We start from the raw sequence: 17,863 nt of genomic DNA on the forward strand, positions 1-17,863 counted from the left end.
GAATTACCTAAACTGTTCTTCTATGGATGTTTTTCTAGACATACTTACCAAGATCCCATGGTGGGGATGGTTACTTATTTTTGTGATTGCTGTTGTAATCAGGGATGTCTTTTTACAAAAAGCCCATACCATAACACACAACTTTCCACTAGTTGGCCATTTGCGCTATTGGCTCGAAAGTATTGGCCCGGAAATGCGGCAGTATTTTGTTGCAAACAACAGGGAGGAACTCCCATTTAATCGTATTGAACGTAGCTGGATCTATGCTTCTGCGAAAAAAGAGAACAATTATGAAGGTTTTGGAACAGACAGGGATATTTATGATCATCAGCATTTCTTTGTAAAGAACCAGATGATGTCCTTTAAACTTTCAGAAGATCACCCTAATAGAAAGGATACAACCTTCTTACCCTGTGCTAAAGTAATTGGCGCATATAATCAAAGAAAACGGCCATACAGGCCTGCTTCAATAATCAATATTTCAGCAATGAGTTTTGGTTCGCTCTCGGCCGCCGCGGTGGAAGCAATGAACATAGGAGCTGCCAAAAGCGAAGCATATCACAATACCGGTGAGGGTGGACTTTCGCCATATCACCAACGAGGTGGAGATGTAGTTTTTCATTTTGGCACAGGATACTTTGGTGTCCGTACAGAAGAAGGTGGATTTTCGATGGAGAAGTTAAAGCATTTGGTGGATGAAAACCCTTGTGTAAAGGCTATTGAAATTAAACTGTCACAAGGGGCTAAACCTGGAAAAGGTGGGGTATTACCCGGTGCAAAAATAAGTCCGGAAATTGCTGAAATAAGAGGTGTTGCTGTTGGCAAAGATGTGCTTTCCCCAACAACCCATCTGGCTTTTGACAGTGTTGGCAAATTATTACAACTTATAGAAGATATAGCCGGGGAGACCGGTTTGCCGGTAGGGATAAAAGGGGCGATAGGAAAATTAGATATGTGGGAAGAATTGGCCGATCTGATGCTGGAAACAGGTAAGGGCCCTGATTTTATTACTGTTGATGGTGGCGAAGGCGGAACAGGAGCTGCACCTCCTAGTTTTGCAGATCATGTTTCTCTTCCCTGGGTTTATGGTTTTACAAGTCTTTACAGGCTTTTTAAGGAAAAGGGACTCGCAGATAGAATAGTTTTTATTGGCAGTGGAAAATTGGGTTTCCCTGGGAAGGCTGCTATGGCTTTTGCCATGGGTGTAGATTGTATAAATGTAGCCCGGGAAGCTATGATGAGTATCGGCTGCATACAGGCTCAGATTTGTCATACCAACAGATGCCCATCCGGAATAGCCACACAGAGCAAATGGCTTCAAAATGGGATAAATGTGCCACTAAAATCTGACCGGTTGGCGCAATATTTTAAAACCTTTCGCAAAGAATTCCTCGAAATAACACATGCCGCAGGTTATGAGCATCCATGCCAGTTTACAATGGAAGACATACAACTCAATGTGGATGATGATTTCCTTCACAGCAATTTAAAGTCGACCTATAAATATGAAAAGGCCACAGTTCCCTTTTCCGGTATGCAATCGCTACAGGACTGCCCTTATCTGGGGGGTAATAAATCCTAAGCAGTACTGATGTTCTCCATAAATATTATGACCACATAAGTACGTTATAAATTAAACCCTTTCTACCCGCGTAACTACCTAATCTATATCGTTTGGAGAAGGTCAGAAATTGTGAACATTCCTGTTGAATACTTTGTGCAAAATGCCCTACAAAACCTTTAATTAACCCTATAGAAAGAATATCTTTACATATGATTAACAAATCTATTGACAATACATATGAATGAACTATTAAACCAATTTGATTTTACAACGCAGCAGGATTTCTCTGTTCTCAATTTCTCCATAAACATTGTAATTGCTGCAATTTTGCTTTTTATTCTATCTAAATTATATGTGAAGTACGGTAATGCAATATCTAACAGGGAACAATTGTCCAGGGTATTCATTCTTGTTGGTATCACCACCTTCATAATAATTTCTATTGTTAAATCTTCCCTTGCCCTGTCTCTTGGTTTGGTTGGAGCTTTATCTATTGTCAGATTCAGAACGGCTATTAAGGAACCTGAAGAGCTGGGTTTCTTTTTTATATCCATAGCTATTGGCCTGGGATTAGGAGCAAACCAGTTTCTTCCCACCTTTATTGGTTTTGTTTTGCTCATCATCATTATAATTCTGATGAAAAAGAATGTGCTAAATAGTACTCTTACGCAAAACATAGTAATTAACCTTCCGGTGAATGGCGCAGACAAGGATGACATGTTAGAGAAAATCAGCGGTATTCTTAGTGAGCATTCCAGGCAGTTAGAACTTAAAAGGTTTAATAAGACCGCGGGGAACCTCAATCTGAATTATCTGATAAGTATTTCGGATATGGACAGATTGCAGGTCATATCAAAAGAACTTGGCAATATCGATGAAGATATGACAGTAACCTTTATCGATAGTGTTATATAGCCTTCTGTCTAATAGCTAGATCATTAGATACAACTTTATGGCGTATTAGAATAAAACTGAATGAATATCATATACTTGATTTATGAAAATAGGTAGTAATAAAAGGGATTTCTTTAAGATCTTACTTCCTTTCTCACTATTAATCCCGGTGATTTTGTTTTCTGTGCAAATGGCATATGACACCTCTGATAAGAATGTTGAAGCAAAAAAAAAGGAAACAACTGCTGCAACTGTTCTTTTTAATACCAGCAGCTTAGAAGAAATGCTTACCAAAGGTCTCAACCAGATTCACAGGGATTCTGTATGCACAATGTTTATAAATAATGAGTTAGGCACACCACATCTGTATTACGTCTACAATGATTCTTTGAGTCCGGAAATCATGAGCGACAGAACCTACCTACATGTTTATCTTAAAGAAGACCCGGGCCAACAAGAATCGGATAAAGTTAATTTTATCAACCTGGATTTCACCCGTAAATTAAAAGAGCTTTACGTTGATAATATTAAATACTATACTCACAAAATTCCACTGGTTCATAAAGATTTGGACATCGATAAAATTGCACATGTAAATACGGGAAGGTTTACAAAAGGAAAAGGCAAGTCGTATGAGGCCATAGATATTGTTCCTGGTAAAATAACACCCTACGAAATTGGTTTAGGATTTAAAGAACTTATAATTTCTATAAAGGAGAAGGAGCTGAATAAAATTAAAAGGAAACGCGCAGAGGCCCTGGTTGATGGTATTCTGGTTTCAGAGGATGATGATTGGGTTAAAGCAAAAATATCCACCAAAGAACAGATAAATGTAAAATCGCTCATTCGTCTGAAGGGAGATTGGACAGATCATCTGAGAGACACTTTAAAATGGTCTTATAAGGTAAAACTGGAAGGCGAGCAAACGCTGTACGGGATGCGAAAATTTTCGGTACAACATCCCATAGCACGTAACTATGCCTGGGAATGGTTATATCAGAAGGCCATAAAGGAAAATGGACTATTAGGTTTAAGATATGATTTCCTGAATGTAGAAATGCAGGTTGAAGAAAGAGATACTATCTCAACAAAGCAAATTGGGGTGATGGCACTGGAAGAATCTATTGATAAAATTCTTATTGAAAACAATCAGCGAAGAGAGGGCATCATTATCAGTTTTGACGAGTCTATCTTATGGGATGACAGAAAGAATCAACGCATCCTGGATATGCCCGAAAATCCAAACGACAGGAACATACGAAGCGTAAACACAGCTCCAATCCGAGTTTTTAATGCGAATAAAGTACTTGCTACCCCACATTTAAAAAAGCAATTTGATATAGCAAAAAACATGTTAGAAGGGGTGCGCGAAGGGAAATTGAAGGTGTCGGAGGTCTTTGATGTTGATAAACTTTCTTTGTACGTGGCTATTTCCAATTTATTTGGAGGACATCATGGGTTAATATGGCACAATCTCAGAATCTATTATAATCCCGTCACTAACAAGTTAGAACCGGTAGCATCCGACTCAAATTCGGGTTATAAGGTAGAGAATATCAGAGATTATATATTTACAACAGAAGATGCTGTTTACAAGGCCAAGCTATTAGAAAAACTGGCTTTTGTCAGCGATGAAAATTTTGTACAACAACTGTACAATGACAATTACAATGAGCTTTCGGCCATTATGTCTAAATTAAAAAAGGAGTTCAATATAAAATTTGACCCGGGAGTTCTGGAACACAACAGTAATCTAATAAAGAAACAAATCTTTCCTGCTAACGGACTTATTGTGCACTTATCTAATTATGACACTAAGGAAGTGACATTCGATATAAGAAACATTACAAGCTTCCCTATCGCAATTAGCAGAATACAAACTTTAAAGGGCAAAGCGCTTTCTAAGCCAGTTGCCGAAGAAATAGTAGGCCCGGGAAAAGAAAAAAGAATAGTTCTTCCATTAAAAAGGGCCTTTCTTAATGCTTTTGTTTCTAAGAAAAATAAGAAAGGGGAATTTCGTTATCCCAAAGATATCGCCAAAATTAATCTTGCCTATAAGATTTTAGGGACCACGAGATTAAGGACAAACAGTATCATTCCGTATGAAAAAGAAGATCCGGATTTTGTAATGAATTTTAAAAAGAATTCCGCTTACAACTACGATAAATTTCCATTTATTACCGTCAATGAGGATGAAAAACTTATGGTATTCACTCAAGGAAAGCACCTGCTAAAAGAACACTTGAGAATACCTCAGAATTTTAAAATTACGGTTGAAGAAGGATTTCAATTAGATATGTCTAATAATGCCTCCATTATCTCCTATAGTCCAATTATCTGCGAAGGCAGTAAAGCAAACCCTATTAAATTCTATTCTTCCGGGGCAAATGGAGGCGGGATTCTAATATCAAATGCTGCCGATAAGTCTGTACTGAATTATTGTGTATTCAGCAATTTATCATTTCCAGTAATTGGTGATTGGACGCTTTCCGGGGCGGTAAACTTTAATGAATCCTATGTAGAGATCACTAATTCTACTTTTGAGAAAAACCGCAGTGAGGATGGTCTGAATATTATCAGATCCGAATTTATTATAAACGGCGTAAACTTTAAAGACACTCAATCTGATGCTTTTGACGGAGATTTTGTAACAGGCAAGCTATCTAACAGCAGTTTTGTAAACTGTGGCAACGATGGGATTGATGTTTCGGGTTCCAATTTGGAAGTTATCAATGTAGAGGTAATTGGCTCTTCTGATAAAGCAATTAGTATAGGTGAGGGCAGTTCACTAAAAGGCAAAAACATTAAAATTGTAGGCGGGGAAATAGGAGTTGTAAGTAAAGATCTGTCTGTAATAGCACTTGAGGATATTGAGATTTCAGGTTCCAGACTAGCGATCTCTGCCTTCCAGAAGAAAAGTGAATTTGGTCCTGGTAAAATTAGCATTGATAATCTGCTCCTTGAAGCTAATGAGCTCGATTATTTAATCGAAGAAAATTCACAACTGGCTATAGACAATGTACTTGTTGAGACCAAATCCAAAAAAGTCCTTGAACTAATGTATGGCAATGAATACGGCAAAAGCAGCAGATAAGATTTCGGGAATGGTCGATACTGTCAAAGGCAACAATTTGCGTTATGAGAGGAAGTTCATTTTTGTTAGTGACTACCTGGAAGATCTTATCTCGTTGTTGTATCTGAACAGTTACTGTTTTAGCGAAATCTATGAAAGACGTCAGGTAAACAATGTTTACTTTGATGATAACAACCTTAACTTTTATAAGCAAAACGTATCAGGAGTTGGAGAAAGAGAGAAGTACCGTTTACGCTGGTATGGTGATGATTTCTCTTCAATAACGAACCCCACAGTAGAGATTAAAAAGAAATTTGGAGAAGTTGGAGATAAATTGTCTTTTAAAATCAAGGATTTTAACTACCAGCTAGATGCGGGTGACGCGTGGGACCTTAAGGAGCAGGTACTGGCGAGACTTGGTGATGAACAACAACTTATAAATAATCTGAGTCTGCTAAATCCTACACTTTTTAATGCCTATGAAAGGCGCTATTTTCTCTCCGCTTGCGGAAAATTCAGGGTAACACTAGATTACCATCAGCGCTTTTACAACCCGGGGATTAATCAGTACCAGGAATCAATTAAGAAAATAGATAAGCGCATTGTTGTTCTTGAACTGAAGTACGATATGGCCGACGATTTTGAAGCCAGAAGAATTTCCCAACAATTTAGCTCAAGGGTTTCCAGAAATTCCAAATATGTCCAGGGAGTAGATTTGATAAATGGACGAACACTTTTTTAGGCCCGTTGAAATATTCTATTTTTGTCATCGGAAACCCGTTACCTTATCAGTTGATATAATACTAGAAAAATGAGGAAAAAATTACTTTCATGCCTACTTATAATTACTTCAATAGCTACCATAAACGCTCAGAAAAAGAGTGAATTACTGGAAGAAATAGATCTCCTAAACACTAAGCTGGATTCTATGGAAAACGTGGTTCTTGATGCTCGTAAAAATGAAAAGATAGGAGTATCAAGAGCGGCATCTTTTGAAGAACAGGTGAAAGATCTGCAAGATGCAAATGCAACATTATTAAAGAACCTAAACAGTTTTGCAGAAGTTTCCAGTAAAAATTCATCGGCCATAAACCAGGCCTTATCCAGTCTGGAACAAAAGGAAAATCAGTTGAAATTCATAATTGATGGTATAGCAAGTAATGATTCAACAGCAATTGTAGTGCTAACCAATGCCAAGCAGACCTTAGGAGAAGAAGCTAAAATAGCTGTATCCAACGGTGCGGTAATCATATCGGCAAGTCTGGATATGTTATTCGGGGGTAGCAGCAATACCGAAATAACCAGTACATCTGAGCCCTGGATAGAAAAATTTGCCAGTATCCTAAAGGCAAATCCTAAAATGTTGGTGACCATTGAAGGCCTTACCATGACCGGGGAATTAAATATAGCTGCCGCACAAGCCAATACTATTGCCGGGGTATTACAGAAGAATTATGAAATTGATCCTGGAAGAATTGTAACCCTGGGGAAAGACGGAAATTTTAAGGAAGGTATAAATCTAAAGTTACATCCAAACTATACGCAGTTTTACCTTATGGTAAAGGAGAATATGAAAAATGGGAATTAGTCTCAGAACTGGTGAACTGCTAGTATAATTTTTAGGAGAATACAGCGTTCTAAATGCAGTAACCAAAAACCAAACACATGACCGGAGACGGAATTTTTCAACTTTTTGCCTATATGCTTCCAGCAGTAATTACTGGTGTTATTGCATTTTATTTTTTCAGATTACATACCAGAAACGAGGAAGGAAGACGCAGATTTCTTCTTCATAAAGACTCTCAAAAGAATGCTATGCCCATTCGCCTCCAGGCTTATGAGCGTATGGCTCTATTTCTGGAGCGTATTGCCATTCCCAGCCTTGTTGTAAGGGTAGCTCCCAAATCTTCGGACAAAAACGATTATGAAAATCTCTTGATAAGAACAATCGAGAACGAATTTGATCACAATCTGTCTCAACAGATCTATATGAGCGATGAATGCTGGAATATAATCAAAGCAGCTAAAAGTGCTACAATTCAAATGATACGTAAAGCCGGCATGAGTGAAACTGATTCAGCGGATAAACTGAGAGAAGACATTCTGACTCAAACTATGGACAAGCCATCTCCATCGGCCACTGCCTTATCTTTTGTAAAAAAGGAAATCGGAGATCTTTGGTAGCAGATCAAGATTAGTAGTAATCCTTAATAAGATCTATTAACTGCTGAGTTCAATTCCGGGATTAGGTTGTTCCACCGCAATTTCTATTTCATTTAATTCCGTATTCTTGGTTTCCGCATAGTGATATCCACTCTCCCACCAATCGTGCATTTTTTCCTTATCGAAAATTAAAGAATTTGTGGTAAGCACCGTTGGGGTGTAATAAAAGTTAATGATCGCATCGTGGTGATTAGCAACAAACTTTCCTATCCTTATGTTTTGATACTCAATCCTGTCTAGCATAAAGCTGAACATGCTTGTAAGCAAAGAAAAAACATTTTTAGAGGGCATTCTGTTAAAGTGAGTTATCTCTGTATGCAAGATTATTGCATCTACGGTGGTTGCGCCCCTTCTGATAGCCTCTTCAATCGGCACCATACTACCAAGGCCTCCATCTGCATATTCACAGCCATTTTTCCTGACAAGACTCATAAAAGGAGTATAATTACAGGAGATCCAAACCCATTCACAAAAATCCTCATAGTCAAAATCGTTGATCGATTTGTACTCTACCTGATTCAAGGATAAGTTGGATACGGTAACCACAATGTCTTTTGGCCCGTGTTTAAGCTTATTAAATTCTTCCGGGGTTATTGTTTCCCGGATAAGTGATAATAAATTATCGCTTTCGCCAAAGGTTTTACTGCCCCTGTAAAAATTCTTCAATACATTCCAGTGATTGATACCGATATTGGCTACCCCATACTTTTTCTGTATAGTGAAAGGACAATTGCTAAATATGCTATGCTGATCTACTGAAGTATAGACTTCCTTAATTTTTTGAATCTTCTGTAAAGCCAAATGAGAAATTAATAGGCTTCCGGTAGAAGTCCCCAGGAACAGATCATAGTTATGATCTAACTCCTCCATAAGATATTGAGCAACGCCTCCGGCAAAAGCTCCTTTACTACCCCCACCTGAAATCACCAACGCTCTCATTTCAATTGTAATTTACTTCTAATATAACGTAATTCTTCGCCTTTTAGTTCTCCTGACAATTTCTCTAATCGTTGCTTTTGTTTTTCGTTCGTAAGTGTTTTATCCAAAAGGGTACGGGCGTATTTTCTAAATTGCCAGGCATGATGAACCGAAGCATTAACCAAATCTTTAAGGTTGTCATCAGACATAGCAAATACCTCGGAAATAAGGGTAAAAGCAAATTGACGCACTTCAAAAGGATATTTTGGTGCGGTATATCCCTTGAGTTCTTCCATATATTGTTCTCTTACAGCTGCGTCAGCATAGTCCTTGGTCAGGGAAGCCAGCAATAGCCAAAGTAAGCGCACATTTTTATTTGGAAGTCCTTCAATATCTTTTGTCTTATCTAAATAATGTACCCTTTTTTGTGGATTATGGACCCAGTTTTTATACAAGGCGTTTTCAAGGGTTACATAGCTTTTATCATCGAGAAGCGATTCAAATTCCCTTGTCAATCCTTCAGGTATCCGGTTCATTGCAATGGCAAGAGCCTGTCTTATTTTAATGTCATTTGTATTAAAAGCGTCTTTTATAAAATCTTCCGATAGCGATTTATGATATTGCGCCAGGATGTTTTTCTTTAGATACGGAGATTCTGAATTCTTCCAATACGTTCTGATAATCTCTTCATTGGTCTGGTTACTCGTCGAAAGTTCCCATTTTAGTTCAAAAAATGTGCTCAGGCTAACGGAATTTTCTTTGAGGTGAGTTATCGCTTTCTCATATGGAAAATCTGTTCCTTCTAACCATAACATCCTGAAATCCGAAAGATCACGTTTACTTACTTCTTCCATTTCTTTTATGAAATCAGAAATCCCTGCATTACCAAACTTATACTTCTCCAGGTAGCTAACTATCCCTGCTTTAAAGGCCTTTTCCCCTAAAGTATCCCTTAGAATTTGTAAAGCCCATGCGCCCTTCTCGTAAAAAGTAAGGCTGGATGCCCCCGGATCTGTCAATGCCTCGCCCCTATCTTCGCGTTCAAGGTTGTGCAATGCCCTTGCAGATTCATAGAGTTTCCAATAAAAATATTCTTCACCAAAGACTTCTTTCTCTGCCAAATAGGCATAATATGTGGCGAACCCTTCATGCAGCCAATGATGTTTCCCGTTTTTTTCAGTTACTAAATTTCCAAACCATTGATGTGCCATTTCATGCGCATTGACATTAACATAGTTCTTATCAACAAACGCAATAGAGTCAATGACATAAGCATCAGAAAACAATGTAGTACCCGTATTCTCCATTCCGGCATAAAGAAAGTCCCTTACAGGTAACTGCTTATAGTTTTGCCATGGATAAGCAAAACCAATTTCTTTTTCCAGAAAATCAAAGATTTTTTTTGTGTACCTATATGTGGGCTCTGCCTTACTGCTATCTGCCGGGTAGTAGTATAGATTAAGGGGTATTTTACTGGAAGAGACCAACTCTTTTTTGTCATAGTCTCCGATAGCAAAGGCAAGCAAATAACTACTCATCGGATGGTTCATATTATAACTCCAGGTTTTTATTCCATCCTCAATATTTATGGCTTCCAATTTGCCGTTTGCAGCCACTTCATAATTAGCATCAAAACTTATGCTAAGATCAAACGCTACCTTTTCATTCATATCGTCAAAACTGGGAAGCCAATGACTTGTATACTTCCCCTGGCCCTGCGTCCAGAGTTGGTTAGCATTGCGTTGATCATCGTCCCAACCCACAAAATATACAGTTTGTTTTGGAACCGTATTATAGCGCAGACCCAACTGATATGTTTTTCCTGCTTTAAACTTTTTCCTAATAATAATATGCTTGCCGTTAATATTATAATTTACATTTCTATTGTTTAGTAATACGGAATTAAAAGCCATGTTTCTGGCATCCAAAAAGACAGAATCTACCTTATTAAGTACATGAAAGGAATAAATCACCTCTCCTTTAATCTCTCTTTTTTCAGGGTCTATGCTCAGGCTTACCGCACCATGTGTAAAATCTACTCCTGGCTGATTTTGAGAAATACATGGAGATAAAATAAGTGCCGATAATACAAGTAAAAGGCTTTTCATACTGCTATTTAAGCAATTTTTACACCAAATTTAGCATTTTGCTTTGTTGCAGTTCTATAGGGCAAGCATTAATTTAGTCTTATGAACGCTAATTTCCTTCAAACGCCCATAACTTATTTAAAAGGTGTTGGCCCTAACAGGGCACAATTATTCCAAAGTGAGCTGGGTATAGGAACTTATCAGGATCTTATCAATTTTTTTCCCAACCGATATATTGATAAAACCAAATACTATACCATTGGGGAATTAGAACGCAGTAGTGCGGATGTTCAGATAAAAGGGAAGATTATACATCTAAAGACCGTAGAACAAAAAAAAGGGAGTCGCCTTGTCGCTACCTTTGTTGATGATACAGGTGAAATGGAACTCGTCTGGTTTCGGATGCAGAAATGGATACGCGATAACCTTAAATTAAACACGCCTTATGTCATCTATGGCAAAACCAATTGGTTTAACGGTAAATTCTCTATGCCACATCCAGAAATGGAACTGCTGACAGAGCACGAGAGTGGTCTTAAAATTGCCATGCAACCCGTTTACCCATCCACGGAGAAGCTGAGCAATAAAGGGGTAACCAATAGGGTTGTAAATAAATTAATGCAGCAGCTCTTTTTAGAAACAAAAGGCCAGTTCCAGGAAAGCCTCTCTCCTGCCCTGATAAACGAGCTAAAATTGATTTCCAAAAGTGATGCTCTGTACAACATTCATTTCCCTAAGAATCAGGCCCTGTTGGCAAAAGCCCAGTTTCGGCTAAAATTTGAAGAACTCTTTTATATTCAAATACAGTTAATTACCAAAAAACTCCTCCGAAAGAAGAAAATAAAGGGCTTTCCATTTGAGCATGTAGGTTCCTATTTTAATGAGTTCTATAAAGATCATCTCCCTTTTGAACTTACTTCCGCCCAGAAAAGGGCTATTAAGGAAATCAGGGCAGACCTGGGGAGTAATGCACAAATGAACAGATTATTGCAGGGTGATGTTGGCTCCGGAAAGACAATAGTTGCGCTGATGAGCATATTGTTGGCTTTAGATAACGGATATCAGACATGTCTTATGGCGCCTACAGAGATATTGGCCAATCAGCATTATAATAGCTTAATTGAATTGGTCAGAAACATGGGCATAAACATTGCACTGCTCACGGGATCGGTTAAGAAAAAAGCAAGAAATATAATTCATGAACAACTAGAAAATGGGGAATTGCACCTGCTTATAGGCACCCATGCTGTACTCGAGGATAAGGTGCAATTTAAGAACCTGGGATTGGCCATAATAGATGAGCAACATAGATTTGGTGTGGCACAGCGCTCCAGGCTATGGCACAAAAATGAGATTCCACCTCATATTTTGGTAATGACAGCTACTCCAATTCCGCGCACACTTGCGATGAGTCTCTACGGAGATCTTGATATCTCTGTAATTGATGAACTACCCCCTGGAAGAAAATCGGTTAAAACTGTACACAGATTAGATGCCAACCGTCTGAAAGTATTTAGGTTTATCAAAGATGAAATTAAAAAAGGCAGGCAAATATATGTGGTATATCCCTTGATACAGGAATCAGAGGCATTGGATTATAAAGACCTAATGGATGGTTATGAAAGCATTGTACGAGATTTTCCTCTTCCCGAATATCAGATTTCTATAGTACATGGGAAAATGAAATCTGAAGACAAGGACTATGAAATGGGTCGTTTTCAGCGGGGAGAAACACAAATAATGATAGCGACTACAGTGATAGAAGTTGGCGTAAACATCCCGAATGCCTCGGTGATGATTATAGAAAGTGCGGAAAGGTTTGGTTTATCTCAGCTACACCAGTTAAGAGGACGTGTGGGCCGCGGAGCGGATCAGAGTTATTGTATTTTAATGACCGGGTTAAAATTATCTTCTGAAGCCAAAGAGAGATTGGCTACCATGACCTCTACCAATGATGGCTTTGAAATAGCCGAGGTAGATCTAAGATTAAGAGGGCCTGGGGACCTCATGGGTACACAACAAAGCGGGTTATTAAACTTAAAGATAGCGGATATAGTTAGAGACAATGATATCCTCAAAACTGCCCGTTATTATGCGTCAAGAATATTAAAAGAAGACCCTGGACTGAGCCAGCCTGCCAATAGTAAACTATTAGCTACCTACCAGCAACTTGTGCGACATAAAAACATCTGGACCTATATAAGTTAAATAAGGAAGGGGTTCAATACTTACTAAGCCATGAACCCCTGCTTACTAAAGAATAAAATACTTTTTACCCAGCCCCCAGCTCTTTTAACAACTTTTCTGAATTCGCTTTTACTGCTGGTGGAGGATTAAGAGTAAGTGATTTCTTAAGATTTTTAATGGCATTCTTTTTATCACCCTTGGTTTTATACGCCTCACCCAAACTATCGTATACATTGGCATTTTTTGGATTATTTTTTACGTTCAACTTAAAATACTTCACGGCCATATCATGCTCTCCCATACCCAATAGTTGATATCCCAGGGCGTTGAGTTGATTCATATTCGCCATGCCGGCCGCCTCATCTACCATGGCCAAAGCATCGTCCTTTTTACCCATTTTTAATAGTAGTTGCATTTTTAAAGCTGTATTTCCAAAGGTTTTCTGACTAAAAAACTTGCCTTCTCTGGCGCTGTCTATCCAGCCCATGGCTTCTTCCAGATCACCTCCATTATTCATTGCATAATTCGCAGCTTGTTCCCAGGACTGCCGATTAAAACCAGGTGAATTCTGTAATTGGTTCCTGACTTCGGCCAAAACCAAATCGGGCACATCTACTGCCACCTTTATCGGGATACGCTTTTTCTCCCAATACAAAGAAGCGGTAGCCGAGGTGGCATCAACTTCATCAAATACATAAGTCAATACTTCTGTATGTGCTATCTCCGTAGTGGTAACATCTACCCGCAATGCATCTTCTGCAGGGTCGTAGAAATAACTTCCCCAGGCACCATGATTTTTTGAAAATATAATAGTAGCGGTATTCCCTTCATTAACGATCATATGAAGGCCGTATTTTCCTGCTTCTAACGGCTGACCTTCTATGGTTACATCATCTGTAAATTTTATAATGGTATTTTCATTGGCTCCGGCCCTCCAGGGAGATTCTTTGGCCGTACCGAATCCTAAATTATTCATACCATAGGGTACTAATTTACCCCATACTTCTCTATCGTTGACACTAGGTCTGGAATAGATAACTGTAACATCAGTGTTGCCAATACGCTGATTTACTTTGGCCATCTGACTACCTCTTGGAAGGTTTAACTGGGCCATGGCTGGCAGACTGAATAACAACATCGCCAAGAATAACATTGGCGTACTTTTCTTGTAAAGTAATTTCATGAGTTTGTTTTTAGATGAATAGATTGTTTGGAATTAAAGATATGGATAGCTCCTACTCTATAGCGTTACTGTTATGTTAAAAGCAGCCTGCCCTGTGTTAAACATAAATACCACTACACACAAATAACCTATAAATGAAAAACGCCCTATGAACATAGGACGTTTTCCAAAATACTAAGCTTTGATATAAGGTCAGTTGATAGCCTCTCCCTTTTCAAGTTTATCAATATTAGCTGCTACTCTATCCTTATTTGCCTGGGCAGGGGCGTTATCTAATGCCAGCTTTAAATACTTAATTGCAGATTTGTTATCTCCCTTGGCTGCATAGGCCCTGCCCAGTCCGTAATTTACCGGCCAGGTATTCTTATGAGCTTTAGCATTCCATTTAAAGACCTCGAGCGCTTTATCGTGTTTGCCTCCGGCTATTAATTGCCTGCCATACTGATGAACTTCAAATACAGTACCCAGGGGCAGGGCTTCATCCATAAGCGCAGTAGCTTCAGAACTTTTACCCATTTTATCGAGTATTCTGGCTTTAATGGAGGTATTCGCGAAGGTCTTTTGAGAAAAGAATTTTCCGGCTATTGCGCCATCTATCCAACCCAATGCTTCATTTAAATCACCTCCGTTATTAAGTGAAAAGTTTGCCGCCTGTTCCCAGGTTTGTCTATTAAACCCTGGCGAATTCTCCAGCTTTTCCCGGATATCCGCAAGAACTATATCCGTAACAGCAACCTCAATTTTAAAAGGTATTCTTTTTTTCTCCCAATTTAGGGAAGCAGTGGCAGTGGTGGCATCAACATTGTGAAAAAGATAGGTCAGCTCTTCCATATGTGGAATTTCCGAAGTAGTTACATCTACCCTAAGTGCATCTGCAGCCGGATCATAAAAATAACTTCCCCAGGCATTGTGATTCTTTGAAAAAATTATGGTGGCCTGATCCACACCTTCTTTAATAATCATATGAAGACCGTACTTACCTGCAGATAGTGGCTGACCTTCAATTTTTACATCATCTGTAAATTTAATTACTGTATTTTCATTGGCCCCTGCCCTCCAGGGAGATTCTTTGGCTGTTCCAAAACCCAAATTGTTCATCCCGTAAGGAACCAAATTGCCCCACACTTCTCTTTCATTGACACTAGGGCGGGAATAAATAATTGCTACATCACTTATGCCAATACGTTGAGATACTTTTGCCATTTGGCTGCCTCTGGGAAGGTCTAATTGGGCAACACCATTAATACTGTATAATAATACCGCCAACAAGAATAAGGCCGGACTCCTTTTGTAAAATAACTTCATTAATCTGTTTTTATAATTAGTAGAATTGTTTGCTTTTAAAGATATGGATAGCGCTTACCTCAAAGCGTTACCATTATGTTAAACTCTTATTCGCTATTGTTAAACTATAAATATCCCGCTTACTTACGATTGTATAGCGCAGTATTTAATTTCTTGCTTACTCAAAAATTAAGTATTTATCTGCGGTGTAAATTGTTGATAACGAACATAAGTAAGCGGAATATTGTAGTTTGAACATCGTAATTTTTTCTGCTTTTATTTCCTAATAACTATAGGTTTAATAGTTTTGTTAGCTTAGAAATTTCTGAATTATGGGTACAGGCAAAACACTATTTGACAAAGTATGGGATTCGCATGTTGTGCGTAATATTGAAAATGGCCCGGATGTGCTATTTATAGACCGCCATCTGGTGCACGAAGTTACCAGCCCGGTAGCATTTCTCGGTTTAAAAAACCGAGGCATTAAGGTACTGCATCCGGAACGTACTTTTGCCACGGCAGACCACAACACTCCGACCATAAATCAGCACTTGCCGGTAAAAGACCCCTTGTCTGCAAACCAGCTTAAAGCCCTGGAACAAAACGCAGCCGAACACCATATTCCTTATTGGGGATTGGGGCATCAAAAGAATGGAATAGTCCATGTAATTGGGCCGGAAAACGGAATCACAGTTCCCGGAGCAACTATTGTCTGCGGGGATTCTCATACTTCTACTCATGGTGCTTTTGGAGCAATTGCTTTTGGGATTGGAACTTCTGAAGTGGAAATGGTGCTGGCATCTCAATGTATTATGCAACCCAAAGCAAAACGGATGCGAATTAACATTAATGGCAGCTTAAGTAAGGCGGTTACCCCAAAAGATGTTGCCTTATATATTATTTCCAAACTCACCACATCCGGAGCAACAGGTTATTTTGTTGAATATTCCGGAGAGGTCTTTAGAGATATGAGTATGGAAGGAAGAATGACCGTCTGTAATCTCAGTATTGAAATGGGGGCTCGAGGTGGCATTATCGCCCCGGACGAAAAGACGTTCGAATATATTAAAGGGCGGGAATATACCCCTAAAGGCGCTGCATGGGATAAGGCAATGACCTATTGGGAAACATTAAAAACGGATGAGGATGCCATTTTTGATAAAGAAGTAACTTTTGATGGAAACGATATAGAGCCCATGATTACCTATGGAACTAATCCTGGAATGGGAATTGGCATATCTAATGGTATCCCACAGGCAGAAGCCGTAGAGGGTGGTGTTTCTACCTATAAAAAATCCTTGCAATACATGGATTTTAATGAAGGAGAAGCCATGTTAGGGAAAAAGATCGACTTTGTATTTCTCGGAAGTTGTACTAACGGACGTATAGAAGACTTCAGAGCTTTTACTTCCCTGGTTAAAGGACGTAGAAAGGCAGATCATGTTACCGCCTGGTTGGTTCCCGGATCACACAGGGTTGAGGAAGCCATAAAAGAAGAAGGTTTACTTGAGGTTCTGAACGAGGCCGGGTTTGAACTAAGGGAACCTGGTTGTTCCGCATGCCTGGCGATGAACGATGATAAAATTCCGGCTGGAAAATATGCCGTTAGTACCTCTAATAGAAATTTTGAAGGAAGGCAAGGTCCCGGAGCGAGAACGCTTTTGGCCAGTCCGCTTGTGGCCGCGGCAGCTGCTGTGACAGGTAAAGTAACGGATCCGAGAGAATTGATGGAGCCTGAGATGGCCTAGTGCAGAGCAGTGAGCAGTGAAAGGTAATTATAAGATAAATTAAGTAAAGTAAAAGATGGCATACGATAAATTCGACATATTAAAAAGCACAGCAGTTCCCCTACCCTTAGAGAATGTGGACACAGATCAGATTATTCCTGCCAGGTTTCTTAAAGCCACTGAGCGCAAGGGATTTGGTGACAATTTGTTCAGGGATTGGAGGTACAATGCCGATAATACCCCAAAAGAGCAGTTTGTTTTAAATAACCCGATCTACTCTGGAAAAATATTGGTGGGAGGTAAGAATTTTGGATCGGGATCTTCCAGAGAGCACGCAGCATGGGCAATTTACGATTATGGCTTCAGGGCAGTGGTATCTAGTTTTTTTGCTGACATTTTTAGAAATAATTGCTTAAATATTGGAGTCCTCCCGGTACAGGTTAGTGCAGAATTTCTTCAGAAAATATTCAGCGCTATAGAAGCTGATCCTGATACTATGCTAGAGATCCACCTGGAAAATCAGGTCATTAGATTACTTGATAGCGGAGAACAGGAGTCGTTCCAGATCAACGACTACAAAAAAGAGAATATGCTCAATGGTTTTGATGATATTGATTATCTGATCAATATAAAAGAAGAAATCAGGAGTTTTACAGAAAATACACCGCTCTAGGCAAAGTAGTGTTTGATGTCATAACAGTATTTAATTCCAGAGCTTACATC

13 protein-coding genes are annotated in these 17,863 nt (G+C 39.0%); 9 read left to right on the forward strand and 4 right to left on the reverse strand.

Annotated features, from left to right (window positions below):
• The first annotated feature begins 22 nt into the window (after positions 1–22).
• The 6 genes from J1G40_RS03915 (at position 23) to J1G40_RS03940 (ending at position 7,715) form a co-directional block, all read left to right on the forward strand.
• On the forward strand, positions 23–1,582 hold the full coding sequence (locus J1G40_RS03915; RefSeq protein WP_265241164.1) for an FMN-binding glutamate synthase family protein: 1,560 nt from the start codon (positions 23–25) through the stop codon (positions 1,580–1,582).
• A gap of 219 nt (positions 1,583–1,801) precedes the next feature.
• Entirely contained in the window at positions 1,802–2,479 is a 678-nt protein-coding gene (locus J1G40_RS03920; protein WP_265241166.1) for a DUF4956 domain-containing protein, read from the forward strand.
• Between the two features lie 82 nt (positions 2,480–2,561).
• Positions 2,562–5,552, forward strand: a complete 2,991-nt coding sequence (locus tag J1G40_RS03925; RefSeq protein WP_265241170.1) for a right-handed parallel beta-helix repeat-containing protein — start codon at positions 2,562–2,564, stop codon at positions 5,550–5,552.
• Entirely contained in the window at positions 5,527–6,273 is a 747-nt protein-coding gene (locus J1G40_RS03930) for a polyphosphate polymerase domain-containing protein (protein ID WP_265241172.1), read from the forward strand. Before J1G40_RS03925 ends, J1G40_RS03930 begins: the two co-directional genes overlap by 26 nt.
• Positions 6,274–6,342: 69 nt before the next feature.
• Positions 6,343–7,119: a hypothetical protein gene (locus J1G40_RS03935; RefSeq protein WP_265241174.1), complete on the forward strand. Its 777-nt coding sequence runs from the start codon at positions 6,343–6,345 to the stop codon at positions 7,117–7,119.
• A 77-nt stretch (positions 7,120–7,196) separates the two neighbouring features.
• Positions 7,197–7,715 (forward strand): hypothetical protein, encoded by a 519-nt coding sequence (locus J1G40_RS03940; RefSeq protein WP_265241176.1) that lies wholly within the window; start codon positions 7,197–7,199, stop codon positions 7,713–7,715.
• 36 nt (positions 7,716–7,751) lie between these two features.
• On the opposite strand, the gene J1G40_RS03945 is transcribed toward J1G40_RS03940, so the two are convergent.
• Entirely contained in the window at positions 7,752–8,693 is a 942-nt protein-coding gene (locus J1G40_RS03945; RefSeq protein WP_265241177.1) for a patatin family protein, read from the reverse strand.
• Positions 8,690–10,780, reverse strand: a complete 2,091-nt coding sequence (locus tag J1G40_RS03950; protein WP_265241178.1) for a M1 family metallopeptidase — start codon at positions 10,778–10,780, stop codon at positions 8,690–8,692. The genes J1G40_RS03945 and J1G40_RS03950 overlap by 4 nt, the downstream gene beginning before the upstream one ends.
• An 81-nt stretch (positions 10,781–10,861) precedes the next feature.
• On the opposite strand from J1G40_RS03950, the gene recG reads away from it, so the two are divergent.
• Complete coding sequence (recG, locus tag J1G40_RS03955; protein ID WP_265241179.1) at positions 10,862–12,967, forward strand: ATP-dependent DNA helicase RecG; 2,106 nt, start codon at positions 10,862–10,864, stop codon at positions 12,965–12,967.
• A 64-nt stretch (positions 12,968–13,031) separates the two neighbouring features.
• On the opposite strand, the gene J1G40_RS03960 is transcribed toward recG, so the two are convergent.
• Together J1G40_RS03960 and J1G40_RS03965 are read right to left on the reverse strand one after the other, a co-directional pair.
• Positions 13,032–14,129, reverse strand: a complete 1,098-nt coding sequence (locus J1G40_RS03960; RefSeq protein WP_265241181.1) for a DUF2911 domain-containing protein — start codon at positions 14,127–14,129, stop codon at positions 13,032–13,034.
• 192 nt (positions 14,130–14,321) lie between these two features.
• On the reverse strand, positions 14,322–15,434 hold the full coding sequence (locus J1G40_RS03965) for a DUF2911 domain-containing protein (protein ID WP_265241183.1): 1,113 nt from the start codon (positions 15,432–15,434) through the stop codon (positions 14,322–14,324).
• 311 nt (positions 15,435–15,745) lie between these two features.
• On the opposite strand from J1G40_RS03965, the gene leuC reads away from it, so the two are divergent.
• Entirely contained in the window at positions 15,746–17,161 is a 1,416-nt protein-coding gene (leuC, locus tag J1G40_RS03970) for a 3-isopropylmalate dehydratase large subunit (RefSeq protein WP_265241185.1), read from the forward strand.
• Between the two features lie 55 nt (positions 17,162–17,216).
• Entirely contained in the window at positions 17,217–17,813 is a 597-nt protein-coding gene (gene leuD / locus J1G40_RS03975; protein WP_265241187.1) for a 3-isopropylmalate dehydratase small subunit, read from the forward strand.
• Positions 17,814–17,863 lie beyond the last annotated feature (50 nt).

The organism is Muriicola sp. Z0-33, from assembly GCF_026126425.1.
In the GTDB taxonomy this organism is placed as follows: Bacteria; Bacteroidota; Bacteroidia; order Flavobacteriales; family Flavobacteriaceae; genus JAFMPW01.

Bases quoted from the DNA above. Each gene is read 5' to 3' on its own strand.
- J1G40_RS03915 (WP_265241164.1), top strand. From the start codon at position 23: ATGGATGTTTTTCTAGACATACTTACCAAGATCCCATGGTGGGGATGG.
- J1G40_RS03920 (WP_265241166.1), top strand. From the start codon at position 1,802: ATGAATGAACTATTAAACCAATTTGATTTTACAACGCAGCAGGATTTC.
- J1G40_RS03925 (WP_265241170.1), top strand. From the start codon at position 2,562: ATGAAAATAGGTAGTAATAAAAGGGATTTCTTTAAGATCTTACTTCCT.
- J1G40_RS03930 (WP_265241172.1), top strand. From the start codon at position 5,527: ATGAATACGGCAAAAGCAGCAGATAAGATTTCGGGAATGGTCGATACT.
- J1G40_RS03935 (WP_265241174.1), top strand. From the start codon at position 6,343: ATGAGGAAAAAATTACTTTCATGCCTACTTATAATTACTTCAATAGCT.
- J1G40_RS03940 (WP_265241176.1), top strand. From the start codon at position 7,197: ATGACCGGAGACGGAATTTTTCAACTTTTTGCCTATATGCTTCCAGCA.
- J1G40_RS03945 (WP_265241177.1), bottom strand. From the start codon at position 8,693: ATGAGAGCGTTGGTGATTTCAGGTGGGGGTAGTAAAGGAGCTTTTGCC.
- J1G40_RS03950 (WP_265241178.1), bottom strand. From the start codon at position 10,780: ATGAAAAGCCTTTTACTTGTATTATCGGCACTTATTTTATCTCCATGT.
- recG (WP_265241179.1), top strand. From the start codon at position 10,862: ATGAACGCTAATTTCCTTCAAACGCCCATAACTTATTTAAAAGGTGTT.
- J1G40_RS03960 (WP_265241181.1), bottom strand. From the start codon at position 14,129: ATGAAATTACTTTACAAGAAAAGTACGCCAATGTTATTCTTGGCGATG.
- J1G40_RS03965 (WP_265241183.1), bottom strand. From the start codon at position 15,434: ATGAAGTTATTTTACAAAAGGAGTCCGGCCTTATTCTTGTTGGCGGTA.
- leuC (WP_265241185.1), top strand. From the start codon at position 15,746: ATGGGTACAGGCAAAACACTATTTGACAAAGTATGGGATTCGCATGTT.
- leuD (WP_265241187.1), top strand. From the start codon at position 17,217: ATGGCATACGATAAATTCGACATATTAAAAAGCACAGCAGTTCCCCTA.